The 15166-nt window shown below is 68.1% G+C and carries 10 protein-coding genes and 1 other RNA gene; 3 read left to right on the forward strand and 8 right to left on the reverse strand.

Annotated elements, in window-relative coordinates:
- The first annotated feature begins 33 nt into the window (after nt 1-33).
- Together AC56KZ_RS03855 and AC56KZ_RS03860 are read left to right on the forward strand one after the other, a co-directional pair.
- Nucleotides 34-2892, forward strand: coding sequence for a response regulator (locus tag AC56KZ_RS03855; RefSeq protein ID WP_497160799.1), 2859 nt, complete (start codon nt 34-36; stop codon nt 2890-2892).
- Nucleotides 2892-5096: a putative bifunctional diguanylate cyclase/phosphodiesterase gene (locus AC56KZ_RS03860; protein ID WP_497161211.1), complete on the forward strand. Its 2205-nt coding sequence runs from the start codon at nt 2892-2894 to the stop codon at nt 5094-5096. Before AC56KZ_RS03855 ends, AC56KZ_RS03860 begins: the two co-directional genes overlap by 1 nt.
- A 4-nt stretch (nt 5097-5100) precedes the next feature.
- On the opposite strand, the gene AC56KZ_RS03865 is transcribed toward AC56KZ_RS03860, so the two are convergent.
- On the reverse strand, nt 5101-7518 hold the full coding sequence (locus AC56KZ_RS03865) for a penicillin acylase family protein (RefSeq protein ID WP_497160800.1): 2418 nt from the start codon (nt 7516-7518) through the stop codon (nt 5101-5103).
- A gap of 172 nt (nt 7519-7690) precedes the next feature.
- Here AC56KZ_RS03865 and AC56KZ_RS03870 point away from each other — a divergent pair, with 172 nt between their 5' ends.
- Nucleotides 7691-7975, forward strand: a complete 285-nt coding sequence (locus tag AC56KZ_RS03870) for a hypothetical protein (RefSeq protein WP_497160801.1) — start codon at nt 7691-7693, stop codon at nt 7973-7975.
- Here the strand turns inward: AC56KZ_RS03870 and AC56KZ_RS03875 are convergent.
- The 7 genes from AC56KZ_RS03875 to ffs all read right to left on the reverse strand — a co-directional run bounded on the left by AC56KZ_RS03875 (nt 7951) and on the right by ffs (nt 15125).
- On the reverse strand, nt 7951-8781 hold the full coding sequence (locus AC56KZ_RS03875; RefSeq protein ID WP_497160802.1) for a DUF2334 domain-containing protein: 831 nt from the start codon (nt 8779-8781) through the stop codon (nt 7951-7953). The genes AC56KZ_RS03870 and AC56KZ_RS03875 overlap by 25 nt on opposite strands.
- Complete coding sequence (locus AC56KZ_RS03880; protein ID WP_497160803.1) at nt 8768-9904, reverse strand: glycosyltransferase family 4 protein; 1137 nt, start codon at nt 9902-9904, stop codon at nt 8768-8770. The genes AC56KZ_RS03875 and AC56KZ_RS03880 overlap by 14 nt, the downstream gene beginning before the upstream one ends.
- Before the next feature lie 111 nt (nt 9905-10015).
- On the reverse strand, nt 10016-10606 hold the full coding sequence (recR, locus tag AC56KZ_RS03885) for a recombination mediator RecR (protein WP_497160804.1): 591 nt from the start codon (nt 10604-10606) through the stop codon (nt 10016-10018).
- A gap of 31 nt (nt 10607-10637) precedes the next feature.
- Nucleotides 10638-10967 carry a YbaB/EbfC family nucleoid-associated protein gene (locus tag AC56KZ_RS03890; RefSeq protein WP_497160805.1) on the reverse strand — a complete coding sequence of 110 codons (330 nt, stop codon included), beginning with the start codon at nt 10965-10967 and terminating at the stop codon, nt 10638-10640.
- Nucleotides 10968-11004: 37 nt separating this feature from the next.
- Nucleotides 11005-13224, reverse strand: a complete 2220-nt coding sequence (locus AC56KZ_RS03895; protein WP_497160806.1) for a DNA polymerase III subunit gamma/tau — start codon at nt 13222-13224, stop codon at nt 11005-11007.
- Nucleotides 13225-13331: 107 nt separating this feature from the next.
- The gene (locus AC56KZ_RS03900; protein WP_497160807.1) at nt 13332-14792 is read right to left on the reverse strand and encodes a methyl-accepting chemotaxis protein; all 1461 of its coding nucleotides are present in this window, start codon (nt 14790-14792) and stop codon (nt 13332-13334) included.
- Between the two features lie 234 nt (nt 14793-15026).
- Nucleotides 15027-15125: signal recognition particle sRNA small type (gene ffs, locus AC56KZ_RS03905), an RNA gene on the reverse strand.
- Between the last annotated feature and the right edge of the window lie 41 nt (nt 15126-15166).

Below are 15166 nucleotides of genomic sequence, written 5' to 3' on the forward strand. Positions count from 1 at the left end.
CCATGCCGCCCTGCACATTGCCTCCATGCCTACATGTCGACCATAGCGCGCTCCAGCCTGAACCGCAAACTGACCTTGATGTCGCTGCTCTCTACCGGCACGGCATTGCTGTTCGTCTTCGTCATCTTCGCCGTGGGCTCCGTGCTCAACCACCGCGAAGAAGCCGGCACCCAGCTGTCCTCGCTGGCCGGGGTGGTGGCGGTCAACAGCGCCGACGCCCTGGTGTTCAATGACCGCAGCCTGGCAGGTACCCTGCTGGCCGCGCTCAAGACCAAGGACGATATTTCCCTGGCGGCGCTCTACGACAGCCGCGGCCGCCTGTTTGCCGCCTACCATTCGCCCGCGCACCTGAAAGGCCAGCTGCAACCGACGATCGAGATTGCCGACGCGGCCGAGCTGGGCGCGGCCAACCTGGCCGGCGGCCGCCTGTGGTCGCCACGCATGCGCCTGTACCGGCCGGTGATTGGCGCCCAGTCGCAGGTCGGCGTGCTGGTGATCGAAGCGGACCTGCTGCCGATGTGGCGCGATATCCTCGACAGCGTCGGCGTGGCGGGCGCGGCGATGTGCGTGTCGCTGCTGGTGGCGATGGTGCTGGCGCGCCGTTTCACGCACAGCATTGCCGACCCGGTCACGAAGCTGATCGACGCGGCGCGCAAGGTGTCGGAAAGCCAGAACTACACGCTGCGCGTGGCCCACCAGCGCAGCGACGAACTGGGCATGCTGATCGACAGCTTCAACGACATGCTGGCCCAGATCGAAGGCCGCGGCGCCGCCCTCACCCTGCACCGCGACGAACTCGAGCGCCAGGTGAGCGTGCGCACCGAGCAGCTCGAGCGCGCCAAGAACGCCGCCGAGGCGGCCAGCCGGGCGAAAAGCGCTTTCCTGGCGACCATGAGCCACGAAATCCGCACTCCCATGAACGGCGTACTCGGCATGACCGAAATGCTGCTCGGCACCAGCCTTACCGAAACCCAGCGCAATTACACGCGCCTGGTCAAGCGCTCCGGCGAGCACCTGCTCGTCATCATCAACGACATCCTCGATTTTTCCAAGATCGAGGCCGGCAAGCTCACCATCGAATACATCAACTTCAACCTCTGGGACCTGCTCGACGACATCCATACCGTCTATACCCCGCAGGCCCAGAACAAGGGCATCGCGCTCGATTTCGACATCGCCAACGACATTCCGGTGGCCATTTGCGGCGACCCGAACCGGCTGCGCCAGATCATGGCCAATTTGCTCGGCAACGCCATCAAGTTCACCGAGCAGGGCCGGATCGAGGCGCGCGTGCGCGTCGCCACCGAGGACAGCCAGGCGGTGATGCTGCGTTTCGAGGTGATCGACACCGGCATCGGCATTTCGCGCGAGGCGCGCACGCGCCTGTTCGAGGCGTTTTCCCAGGCCGACGATTCGACCACCCGCAAATTCGGCGGCACCGGCCTGGGCCTGGCCATCTCGAAGCAGCTGGTGGAACTGATGGGCGGGGCGATCGGGGTCGACAACGGCGCCCGCCAGGGCTCCGTGTTCTGGTTCACGGTCAGTTTCGACAAGCGCCGGGTCGACCCCGACGCCCCCGGCGAAGCGGGCCACGCAGCTCAGCACACCCTGCATCACACCCTGGACGGCATCCGCGTGCTGGTGGTCGACGAAAACGAGACCAGCCGCGTCGGCCTGGAACGCCACCTGGCCGCCTGGAACGTCGCCTGCCAAGGCGCCGCCGAGGCCGACACCGCTTTTTCGCGCCTGCGCTCGGCCGCTGCCGCCGGCCAGCCCTTCGACGCCGCCGTCATCGACATGGAATTGACGCACTCGAGCGGCCTGCTGCTGGCCACCCGGATCAAGGCCGACCCGCTGACGCGGCCCACGCGCCTGATCCTGCTCAGCCCCGAGCGCCTGGCGGCCGACCCGGTCCAGCGGCGCGAGGCGGGCGTGGCCTACCAGTTGATCGAGCCGGCGCGCGCGGCCGACCTGTTCGCCTGCCTCGGCACCCGCCCGCGCGGGCTGACGGCGCCGGCCGCGCAGTTCCTGCCGCCACCGCCGGGCGCCAGCGGCCGCGCTGGCGAGCCAGGCGCCGGCAAGCCGCGCGTGCGGCGCGTGCTGCTGGCCGAGGACAACCCGGTCAACGTCGAAGTGGCCAAGGCCATGCTCGAAAGCCTGGGCTTGCAGGCCCACGTCGCCAATAACGGATTCCAAGCATTAGAGGCGGTGCGCTCCAATCGTTTCGAAGCGGTGCTGATGGATTGCCAGATGCCGGTGATGGACGGTTTCGCCGCCACCGCCGCGATCCGGCGCGAGGAACTCGATGCCGGCCGGCCGCGCACCCTGCCGGTGATCGCGATCACCGCCAACGCGCTCCAGGGCGACCGCGAAGCCTGCCTCGCCGCCGGCATGGACGACTACCTGTCGAAACCGTTTACCCAGGCCGAGCTGGCCGCCGTGGTCGGACGCTGGATGGCGCTGCCCTTGTCCAGCAGCCGGCACCACGACGACGCCGCGCCGACGCTGCCGCCCGAGACCCGCGAAGTGATCCAGCGCGACGTCATCAACGACGCCGCGCTCGACAAGATCCGCGCACTCAACAAGCTGGGCGGCGACGCACTGGTGCAGAAAGTGGTGGCCGCCTATGTCGGCGACACGCCGCGCCAGCTCCAGGCGCTGCAGCAGGCGGTCGATGGCGAGGATGCCGACACCGTCCGCCGCGTCGCGCACAGCCTGAAGTCGGCCAGCGCGAACATCGGCGCCGACACCCTCGCGCGCCTGTGCAAGGACCTCGAACACCTCGGCCGCAGCGCCAGCATCATCGGTGCGGCCGACCTGCTGTCCGACATGGAACAGGAATTCCAGGCGGTTCAGCACTCGCTCAATGCCATGCTAGAGAAGGAATCATGATGCCAGCTTCCCCCGTCTCACAACGCGCCATCCGTGGAACCGTGCTGGTCGCCGACGACGATCCGGTGATGCGCCTCCTGATGCTGGAAATGCTGCAGCAGGTAGGATTGAATGGCATCGAAGCCCAGGACGGCCGCGAAGCGATCGCGCTCGCCGCAAGTCGCCGCCCCGACCTGATCTTGATGGACGTCGAGATGCCGCACCTGGACGGCTTTTCCGCCTGCCGCGCGATTCGCCGCGCCGAAGGCCCCGGCGCGACGGTGCCGATCGTGATGGTCACCGGCGGCGACGACATCGAAGCCGTCACCAGCGCCTACGAAGCCGGCGCCACCGATTTCATCTCGAAGCCGATCAACTGGCCGATCCTCGGCCACCGCGTCCTGTATGTGCTGCGCGCCAGCGACGCCATCGCGCGCCTGCGCATCGCCGACGCCCAGAACCGCGCCGTGCTGGCGGCGATTCCCGACACCTTCTTCCGCATGAACCGCGACGGTTTCTACCTCGACTACGAGCCGGGCCGCGGCAGGATGAACGGCGCCCTGCAGGGCCGAGGCCGCCGCGACGGCGGCATCGAAGAAGCGGTTCCGTTTACCAGCGAGCGCTGCGTCGGCCGCCACATCACCGAGGTGCTGCCGAAAGAAATCGCCGCCCGCATGATGGCCCAGCTGGCCGAGGTGCTCAGCAACGAGCAGGTGCGCTCGGTCGAATACGAACTGGTGCGCTTCGGCGAGACCCAGCATTTCGAGGCGCGCCTGGTTGCCACCGGGCCGTCCGAGGTGCTCGGCCTGGTGCGCGACATCAGCGAAAGAAAGCGCACCGAAGAGCAGATCCGGCGCCTGGCCTATTGCGACAGCCTGACCGGCATCCCGAACCGCCAGGCCTTCCTCGAAACGCTCGAGCGCGAACTGCAGCGCTCGAAGGTCGGCAACAAGAAATTCGCCGTGCTGTTCATGGACCTCGACGCCTTCAAGCGCATCAACGACACGCTGGGCCACAACGTCGGCGACCACCTGTTAAAAATCGTCTCGGAACGCCTGCGCGAAACCATCCGCCCGAGCGACCTGGTCTCGCGCAGCGAAGCGCTGCCGGACGACGCCAGCCACGAACATTCGCCCGCCACCAACCTGGCGCGCCTGGGCGGCGACGAATTCACGATCCTGATTCCCGACCTGGAACGGGTCGAGCATGCCCTGAATGTCGCGCACCGCGTCAAGGAAGCGATGCGGCGGCCCTTCCTGATCGAAGGCCACGAGATTTTCGTCACCGCCAGCATCGGCATCTCGCTGTTCCCGGAAGACGGCGACGACTGCAATTCGCTGCTGAAGTACGCCGACACCGCGATGTACCACGCCAAGAACTGCGGCAAGAACAACGCCAAGCTGTACAGCTCGTCGCTGACGATGCAGATCATGAGCCACGTGAAGCTCGAGGTCGGCCTGCGCAAGGCCTTGCAGAACAACGAACTCTACCTGCTGTACCAGCCGCAGCTCGATGTGCGTTCGTCGGAAATCGTCGGCGTCGAAGCCCTGGTGCGCTGGCGCCATCCGGAACGCGGCATCATTTCGCCGACCGAATTCATTCCGCTGGCCGAAGAGACCGGCCTGATCGTGCCGATCGGCGAATGGGTGCTGCGCACGGCCTGCAACCAGGCGCGGCTCTGGCAGGGCCTGCCGCGGCGCCCGGTGCGCATGGCGGTGAACCTGTCGGCCAAGCAGTTCAAGGACGAGAACCTGTCGCAGATCGTGCTCTCGGCGCTCGACGACACCGGCCTCGACCCGAAGCTGCTCGAGCTCGAGCTGACAGAAGGCACGCTGATGGACGACGCCATCGCCACCCTCGCCACGCTCGAGCGCCTGCGCGGCATCGGCGTCTACCTGTCGATCGACGACTTCGGCACCGGCTATTCGTCGATGAACTACCTGAAACGCTTCGACGTGCGCGCTCTGAAAATTGACCGCAGTTTCATTTGCGGCCTGCCCCAGGACTCGGAAAACGCGGCGATCACGCGCGCCATCATCGCCATGGCGCATGGCCTGAAAATGGCCGTGGTGGCCGAAGGCGTCGAGACCGACGAGCAGCTGCTGCTGCTCGAGCAGTATGGCTGCGACATGGTGCAAGGTTACTTCCTGGGACATCCTTCCACTGCCGAGGCCCTGACCCTGATGCTGGGCCCGCTGCACCTGGCGCTGCCCGACGTGAAATAATCCATCAGCGCGCCGGCGCCAGCGTCAGGACGCTGCGCGCCGGCCCCGGCAACAGCGGCACCGGCGTGCCGCGCACCCACTCGGCATGCCCGCGCAGGAAGAACGGCGACAGCGGATGGCCGCTCTGCCCGCCGGGCATGTTGTACAGCCCCTCTTCCTCGCGTCCCGGCGACACCGTCATCCTTTGCGACTGGCCGAAGCGCGGCCCGGCCACGCGCGGCATGTGCGCGTCGCCGGGCAATGGGTCGCGCGGTACGCTCAGCCAGCCCCGCAACACCGGCAGCGGCAAGGCCTGCGCGATCGGGTGCGCGAAGGCTTGCGTGTTGCGCGCGCCCCAGGTGGCCTGCGCCAGCGGCACGCCGTCCCGGTCGAGGTCGGCGATCACGCGGTCGATGGCAGCCAGTTGCACGGCGCGCCAGTCGCGCATGCCGGGGGGCAGCCAGGCGGGCGGCGCCTGGTCGAGCAGGCGCGCGACGACCGCCGGCCAGCGCGGGTTCGCCAGCGCCATCGTCGCTTTCGGGTCGAGGGCCGCCAGCGCTTCGTTGGCGCTGCCGAACAGCAGGTCGTGCAGCGCCCACATGAAATGACGCGCCAGCCGGTAGCCGCTCGAATCGATGCTGGCGCGGCCATCCCAGCTGGTCTCGAGCAAACGCCGGAACTCGGCGCGGCGCGGCTGGCCCTTCGTGGCGGCGGCGTCGAGCACGCCCAGTGCGCGAGTGCGCCAGGCGCCGATGAAGGGCGCGCGGTCGTCAAGCGCCACGGCGAACGCGCGCGCGACATCGGTAGGCTGCCCGAGCTGGCGCAAGCTCGCATCGAGCTGGCTGGCGCGTGCCCCGAGGTCGTAGCCGCCGTCGCCCAGCAGCGCGCCCTGCTCCCCCATCAACTGGCGGCTGTTCGCGGTCCACAGCTGGCCGTCCGGCGGATTGACGATGCGCGGATAGTCGCCGGGTGCAAGCAGGCCGTCCCAAGGGGGCGCATCTCCCGGCAGCAAGGGAAAGCTGGCCAGGCGCGCGTCGCCGACCCGGCGCGGGAGCCGGCCGGCGATGGTCCATCCGATATTGCCCAGGGCGTCGCCGGCGATAAAATTCTGGGCCGGGATCCCGTCGATCGCGGCGATCGACAGGGCCGCCTCCAGTGTCGCCGCTCCTTCCAGCTGCAAATGGTTCAGGTTGACGGCGCCCGGCGCATGCGCGACCCAGTGCAGCGCATACGACCTGCCGCCCACGGTGCGAATCGGCCCGAACCCGGTCTCGCGCACCAGCAGGCGCTCGGACGCGGCGCCTTTGATGCGGATGGTTTCCACCTGCTCCACGGGACGCTCCCAACCGGCGGGCGTGCGCACCTGGCCGGGACGGGCGGCATCCAGACCGAGTTCGACCAGGTCGAAGACATCGCCATAACTGTTGGTGAAGCCCCAGGCCAGCTTGCCGTTGCTGCCGGCGATCACGAGCGGCGGCGCGCCCGGCAGCGTCACGCCGACCAGCCTGCGCTCGCGGCCGGCGCCGTCCGGAAAAGCCAGCGCCAGCCGGTACCAGATGTTCGGCAGTTGCAGGCCGAGGTGCATGTCGTCGCCAATGATGGCCGCGCCGCTCGTGCTGCGGCTGCCGGCGATCGCATAATTATTGCTGCCGACCGCGCTGTCGACGTCGATCGCGGCCAGCTGGACGGGCGCCGTGCGTGGTTGCCCCCACCAGGCGGGCGGCATAGCCGGGAGCGGAGCCGGGAGCAGAGCAGGCGGCGGCGCACCGGCACGATCGAGCGGGGCGTCCCAGCTGGTGGCCTCGAGCAACAGGAAGGCGAGCTGGGCAGCGTCGCTGTGCGCGCGCAGCCAGCCGCGCGCCAGCTCGCGCGGCTCCTGGCTGCCCTGCAAGTCGATATACATGGCCCACACCACCAGCAGCGTATCCTCGGCACGCCAGGGCGCGGGCGGCCCGCCGGCCGCCAGGTATTCGAAAGGGTGTGCGGCAAGCGCGCGCAGGCCGTGGTTCACGCCGGCCACGTAACGGTCGAGGAAGGCGCGTTCCGGCGGCGCCAGCGCCGCCAGCGCTTGCACGGCGCGCACCCGGAAGCGGTGCAGGCGGCGTGCGCGGTCGAGCGGCAAGGCGCGCGGCCCGAACAGCTCGGCCAGTTCGCCGGCAGCCGTGCGGCGCAGCAAGTCCATCTGGAAGTAACGCTCCTGCGCATGCACGAAACCGGTCGCATAAGCGACGTCGAGCCGGTGCTGTCCCCGGATCAAGGGCACGCCGGCCGCGTCGCGCGCGATCATTACCGGCGCCCCCAGTCCGCTGGCCTCGACCCGGCCGTCGAGTTGCGCCAGGCTGGCGCGCAAGACCATCCATGCGCCGAGCAGCGCCAGCAGCGCAAAAAGCGCGAGCGCCGCCAGGGCGCGCAGGGTCCAGGTTCGCCAGCGGCGTGTTCGCATGCTGCCTCCCTTAAAATTTTGTAAATATCTTGCCAGAAAAACCACGGACGCGATGCACAGCGCGTTGCGAATGCGGCCCTCTCTGGCCCCGTCCGATTGGGTGGAAACGAGCAGCGTTCTGCATCTTGCGCTAAGCTCAAGTCAACGAAGGCCAGGCAAAAAGGAGTCGGCAATGCGTACCTTGATCGGTGTTTTATCGGCGGCGCTCTTGCTGGGCGCCTGCGCCAGTCCGCAGGAACGGGCAGCGCGCAAGCAAGCGGAAATGGCGGACATGATGGTGGTCTACGGGCCCGCCTGCGAGCGGCTCGGCTACGCCCTGCAATCGGACCCCTGGCGCAACTGCATCCTCAGCCTCAGCACGAAGGACGAGGTCCAGCGTTCTGGTCATCCGGGCTATGGCGGCGCCTGGATGCCAGGCTACTGGGGCGGCGGCTACTGGGGCCGCGGCTGGCGCTGATCCCGCTGAGCCCGCTGACCCTGCTGATTCATTAACAGCTGCTGCGCGCAGGCCGCTTTGGTGACGGCCGTGTGCGTGGCCAGCAGGCGCTCGACCAGGCGCTGCGCATGCGCCACCAGGCGCGGATGGCGCACGTCGGGCGGGTGCAGGCTCAGGCGCATGAGCGGCGCGCGCGCCAGCAGCCGTGCGGCCAGGCTGCCCGCCACGGGCGAGAACGCGCGCCCGGTGCGGTTGCGCGCCGTGTACACGAGCGAGGGCGCGAACACGGAAGCGCCTTCCTGCAGCAAGTGGAAGCGGGTGAAGGTGGTGGTGTAGGAAAATCCGAATTCCGGCAGCGCTTCCCAAGCGCCCGGACTCAATAGCCAGGCCGGGGCCACGAAGCCGGGCGACTGCCAGCCGCGCGCGCGGAACCAGTCGAGCCCGAGCTCGATGCGGCGCCGCGCCTCGGCCGCCGGCAGCGCGGCAAATTCACCCTCGCTGCGCGTGTAGACGCCGCGCAGGAAGCGCTCGCGCAGGCTTGCGGCAGGGCGTTCGGTGTCGAGGTGGGTATAGCCGTGCAATACCAGTTCGTCGCCGCGCGCGGCTGCCGCGTCGAGGCCGGCGCGCAGCGCCCTGTCGTCGGCTTCGCGCGCATCCGCATGCTGGTGATAATGCGGCACCACCAGCCAGCTCAGCGCAATATCGCCCACGCTGCGCAGGGCCTGCGCCAGGCGCGCGCATTCTTCCCAGGTAGCGGGCGCCACATCGTGGATCGACACGCAGAGCATGGGCGCGGGTGGTGTGATGGCCAGTTCAGTCGGTGACACAGATCCCCCTCGCCCCCGCCTCGTCCTGTCCACGGGTGCCGAGCACGGCGTGGTAACGGCGCATGACTTGCGGCAGGATTTCGTTCCAGTCGTAGCACTCTGCGGCCTTGCGCCGTGCGTTCGCCCCGAGTTCGCTCATATTGCGTTCGTAGACCGCTTCAATGGCGGCGGCCAGGCTGTCGACGCAATTCGGCTCGGCCAGGATGCCGGTCTGGTCGTCGACCAGCTCGGCCACGCCGCCGCCGGTGGTGGCCACCACCGGCAGGCCGCAAGCCATGGCTTCGAGCACAATCAGGCCGAAGGTTTCGCAGTCGCCCGGGTGCACCAGCAGGTCGCAGCTGGCCAGCAGGCGCGCCAGTTCGCGCTGGTTGCGCTTGAACGGCAGGTAGGTTACTTGCGGGTAGCGCGGCAGGTCGATGCCGCCGCCGACCATCACCAGGTGATAGGGCCGGCCAAGCTTGCGCACCCCCTCGATCAGGAGCGGCAGTTTCTTTTCGAGCGTGAAGCGGCCGGCGTATACCAGCAGCCTGGCATTCTCGGGCAGGCGCAGGTGCGCGCGCAGGGTCTCGACGCGGCGCGACGGGTGGAATACGGCGGCGTCGATCCCGAGCGGCTGGTGGCGGGCGTCGTGGACGCCGATCTCGTGCAATTGCTCGACCATGACGCGGCTCGGCGCCAGCACCAGGTCGAACTGGCGGTACAGGTGGGCCAGGTATTTGCAGGTGACGCCCTCGGCAGTCTGGCCGAAACGCGGCCGCACCAGGCGCGGCAGGTCGGAATGGTAGAAGGCGATCGCCGGCACACCGAGGCGCCGCCGCATCTTGAGCGCCGCCCAGGCGCTGTGGCCGGCGTCGCCGACCTCGATGATATCGGGCCGCGCCTGGCGCAGCAGGCGCGTGGGCGCGCGCACCGAAGTCGGCATGCGAAAACCGTTGATGCCGGGCAGCGCGAACGCCGGCACGCGCACCAGGGCCGGCGCATCGCCGCCGCTGTCCACGTTCGGGCTGAGGATGGTATGTTTCACGCGGCTGTGCCGCGCCAGCCAGCGCGCCTTGGCATTCAGGTAAGTGCTCACGCCATTGCCTTCGGTGGCGTAGAACATCGTGATATCGACTAGGTGCATGCTCGCAGATCCGCTTGAAGGGGCCACGATAGCAGCGGGCCGACCGTGCCGATTGAGCACACGCAAACGGCTAAGCGCCGCTTCGGGCCACCGGGTTCGTTGTCAAGACGATTATGCGCTACGACGGTCGAGCATGGCGCGCGCTATGGTGCCGGCGTCGACATACTCGAGTTCGCCGCCGACGGGCACCCCGCGCGCCAGCCGGCTCACCTTCAGGCCACGGGCCTTGAGCATTTCGCTGATGTAGTGGGCGGTGGCTTCGCCCTCGTTGGTGAAATTCGTGGCGAGCACGACCTCGCCGACCACTCCGTCGGCGGCGCGGGCGATGAGTTTGTCGAGGTGCAGGTCTTTCGGACCGATACCGTCCAGCGGCGACAGGCGTCCCATCAGCACGAAATACAGGCCCTTGAAGGTCAGGGTCTGCTCGATCATCATCTGGTCGGCCGGGGTTTCGACGACGCACAGCAGCGCGTGGTCGCGCGCGTCGTCGGCGCACATCTCGCAGACTTCGGTGTCGGCGAAGGTATTGCACATGCTGCAGTGGTGCACCGTGTCGACGGCCTGGTAGAGCGCGCGCGACAGCATCGCCGCGCCTTCCCGGTCATGCTGCAGCAGGTGGAAGGCCATGCGCTGCGCGGACTTCGGGCCGATGCCCGGCAGGCGGCGCAGCGCCTCGGTCAGGAAGTCGAGCGACTTGGACATCAGGCGCACTCCCCCTGCTGGCGATGGCTCATCAGAATGGCATCTTGAAGCCGGGCGGCAGGCCAGGCATGCCGGCGGTCAGGCCGCTCATCTTTTCGGCGGAAGTCGCTTCAGCCTTGCGAACGGCGTCGTTGAAGGCGGCGGCGACCAGGTCTTCCAGCATGTCCTTGTCGTCGGCCAGCAGCGACGGGTCGATCTGGACGCGCTTGACGTCGTTCTTGCAGGTCATGGTGACCTTCACCAGGCCGGCGCCGGACTGGCCTTCGACTTCCACCAGGGCCAGCTGGTCCTGCGCCTTCTTCATGTTGTCCTGCATGGCTTGCGCCTGTTTCATCAAGCCTGCGAGCTGGTTTTTCATCATGATGCGGTTCTCCGGTAGTCGAAATAAAAATGGGGGTTCAAGCGCCCGGCGGCTTGACCGAGCCGGGCACGATAAAGGCGTTCAGCGTGCGTTCCATCGCCTGCACGAAGGCGTCGCCGGCGACGACCGCTTCGGCCTGGCGCTGGCGCTCTTCGCGCGCCGCTTTCGCTTCGGCGGCGGCGGTATACCAGACCGGGCCGATTTCGCTCTCGACCGTGATCCGTTTGCCAGGGAAGCGCTCCTGCAGCGCGGCCTGGAGTTTTTCGCTGTTGCCGCTGGCGCGCAGGGTGTCGACAGGAACGCGCAGGCGGAAAACAGCCGAACCGGCGTCCGCGTGACAATCGATCAGTTCGGTCTGCAGCGCCAGTTGCTGCGACACGCCGCGCAGCGCCAGCGTGGCGGCCAGCGCCGGCCAGTTGCCGTCCCAGTCCAGGTTTGGCACCGGCGTGACGACATAAGCATGCGGCGGCGTGGCCGATGGGCGCGCTGGAGGAGGCAGATTCGCAGCCGCCGGCGCACTCACCGGCGCGGCGACTGCGGCGGCTTCGGCGGCGGCTTCGTTGGCGACGGCGGTGTCGTCGGAAAATTCGGTGACCCAGGACGGCGGCCCGTCCTCGGGCGCGCTCTCGTCAAGCTGGGCGCGCGCCTGCGGACCCACCTCGGCCTGGCCTTGCGGCCGGTCCCAGGGCGGCGCCGCGCCGGGACGGCCGGACTGTCCGGCCATGCCGGCCGAGGGCGCGGACGGGGCGGCGGGCGGCAAGCCGCGTGGCGCGCCGGGTGCACCTGGCGCAACCCGGATCGGGCCTGCCGAAGGCGGCGCCGCGGAGGCAGCGGGCGCGGCCGGCGCCGAGGCCGCATCGGCGCCCGGGCGCTTCGGCGGCGAACGCTGGCCGGAGGCGGCGCGCGCCGCTTCCAGCGCCGCATTGATTGCGGCGCGGGCGGAATTCATGGCCGGCGCAGGATTGGCGGCGGGTGCGGGCTGGGCGGCGGCTGGCGCAGCGGCAGGAGCGGCCGGGCGCGCAGGCGCGCTGCTCGATGCATGACTCGAGGTGTGACTCGCCACCGCGGCGGCCGCAGCGGCGCGCGCAGGCGGCGGCGTGCGCGCCGGACCGCCTGCAGCGGCCCCATCCGGCGCGGCGATGCGCTCGGCGCCGCCCTGCCCCGGACGGAAGGCCAGCATGCGCAGCAGCGTCATGGTGAAGCCCGCATATTCGTCCGGCGCCAGGCCGATCTCGTTGCGGCCGTGCACCGCGATCTGGTAATACAACTGCACTTCCTGCGGGTCGAACAGGCCGGCCAGGCGCAGGATGTCGCTGAGCTCCGGCAAGTCCTGGGGCACCGCGCCCGGCACCGACTGCGCCAGCGCGATCCGGTGCAGCAAGGTGCCGAGATCCTGCAGCGCGCCGTTATACGACAGGCTGCGGCTGGCCATCTCGTCGGCCACCGCCAGCAGGTCGGCGCCGTCTTCGCGCACCAGCGCATCGAGCAGGCGCACCAGGTAGGACTGGTCGAGCGCGCCGAGCATGCCCTGCACCGCCTCGAGCGTGACGGCGCCGGCGGCATAGGCGATGGCCTGGTCGGTCAGCGACAGCGCGTCGCGCATCGAGCCGTGCGCGCCTTGCGCCAGCAGGCGCAGGGCCGGTTGCTCGAAAGCGACCTCTTCCTGTCCGAGGATGTTTTCCAGATGGCCGACGATGTGCCCTGGCGGCATCTGCTTCAGGTTGAACTGGAGGCAGCGCGACAGCACCGTGACCGGGATCTTTTGCGGGTCGGTGGTGGCGAGGATGAACTTGACGTGCTCGGGCGGTTCCTCGAGCGTTTTCAGCATCGAATTGAACGCATGGTTGGTCAGCATGTGCACCTCGTCGATCATGTAGACCTTGAAGCGTGCATTGCTGGGCGCATACACGGCCTGCTCGAGCAGCTGCGCCATTTCGTCGACGCCGCGGTTGGAGGCGGCGTCCATCTCTATATAGTCGACAAAGCGGCCGGCGTCGATCGCGCGGCAGGCTTCGCAGGCCCCGCAAGGTGTGGCCGTGATTCCGCCGGCGCCATCAGGGCCGATGCAGTTCAGCGATTTCGCGAGAATGCGCGACAGCGTGGTCTTGCCGACGCCTCGGGTGCCCGTGAACAGGTAGGCGTGGTGCAGGCGCCCGGTCTCGAGCGCATGCGTCAGCGCGCGCACGACGTGCTCCTGGCCGACCAGCGTTTCGAAGTTCTTGGGACGGTATTTGCGGGCGAGGACTTGATAGGACATGCAGCGATTTTACCGCAGTTGAGCGCCGGCGCCCACATTCGGCGGATGAGGCGGCGGCGCGGCGGCGGCGAAACCGCGCGCCGCCGCTTTCAGCCACTTGCTCCTGCTCAGGCAGCCAGCAACACACGGCCCTTGGCGGTGCTGTTGGTGTTGTCAAGATGGAACACAGCGACGACCTCGGCCAGGTGATCGGCTTCGTGCTTCAACGCGCCGGCAGCGTCGGCCGCCTCGCGCACCATCGCCGCGCTTTCGCGCGTGTCGCTGTCCATCGCGCCGATCGCCTCGCTGATGGCGGCGATGCCCTGGGCCTGCTCGTGGCTGGCGTTGCTGATCTCGCCGATGATGCCCGAGACCCGGTGCACGCTCTCGACCACCTCGCCCATCGTGCGTCCGGCCTGCTGCGCCAGCGTGCTGCCGGCGCTCACCTGGGCCACCGACTCCTCGATCAGGGTCTTGATCTCGCGCGCAGCGCCGGCCGAACGCTGGGCCAGGTTGCGCACCTCGCTGGCGACGACCGCGAAACCGCGGCCCTGCTCCCCCGCACGCGCCGCCTCGACCGCCGCATTCAGCGCCAGGATGTTCGTCTGGAAAGCGATGCCGTCGATGGTGGCGATGATGTCGGCGATGCGGCGCGACGAGGCGTCGATCGATACCATGCGCTCGACCACTTGCGCCACCACTTCGCCGCCGCGCGTCGCGACGCCGGCCGCGGAACTGGCCAGCGCATCGGCTTGGCGGGCATTGTCAGCATTCTGGCGCACAGTCGAGGTCAGCTCGGACATCGAGTCCACCGTCGCGCGGATCGCTTCGGCCTGGCGCCCGGTGCGCAGCGAGAGTTCAGCATTGCCTTGGGCAATCTGGTGCGAGGCGGCGCTGGTCGTGTGTACGCTGCTCTGGACGCTGGCCATGGCGCGCTGCAGCATCGATACCACATCCTGCAAGGCACGGCCGCTGTCGCTGAGCGCCGGCAGCTGGGCGCGCAGGTCAATGATTCCGCCCGTCGATTGCAGCGTCGCGACCGTGGCGCGCAGCTCGGCTTCGCGCAGGGTCTCACGGCGCAATTGCATGGCCAGGAAACACAGCACAACTGTTTCAGCAACAACATAACCTGCATGCACCAGCACAATGCCGATGCCAGGTGTCACCAGGCAGCGCACGCCATAGCCGAGCTCTTGCAAGTAATTGAAACTGAGATGGTGCAAGGCCGTCACGGTGGCGGCGACGACGATCACGCTCCAGTCGCGGTAGCACAGCAGGAAAGCGAGGGCGACGAACAGGCCGAAGTGCAGCTCGTCACGACCTCCACCCTGGTGGATGTGCAGTGCGCACATTACGATCAGCGCCACCGAGGTTGTCATGCGCGACAAACGCGTCCCACCGGCGGTCCAGGCCAGCAGCGTCGGCACCAGCGCGGCAGGGATGCCGATCAGGAGGGCCCAGCCGAGGGTATCGTGCATGCCTGACAAGGCCAGGGAGATTACGAACATTGCCCATAGGATCATCACCATCAGACGGTCTGCGCGGCGCCAGTTGTGGCGCAAGGCTGCGTCGACTTGCGGATTCATCATGTCTTTCCCCGATCTGCTGAATTTATTGATCAAAGGAAATATTACAACAGAGAATCGTTTTGCAAGCGAGTCCGAAACATCGAATTGGGACGAATTACAACATTAATTGCCGAAACTGCGTATCGACTGTCGTCTCTGCGAACAAACGCCTTGGACAAGCAGGGGCGACGCGAACAAATGGTCGACGGAGAACAGAAATCGAGGGGAGACAATCGAACTACGGAGACAAACGAAGGAGGCGAGCCTGATCTGCGGCACTTGCGGTGAACGGCTTTGGCTGCTTCGTTCCCGACCTGACCAGGTAAACCATGCCACAATGCGCAGGGGCCCGCCAGCGCTCATTATACCCGACGCGCCGCACGGTGTGGCATGGT

Source organism: Telluria sp. LT2P34 (assembly GCF_059685915.1).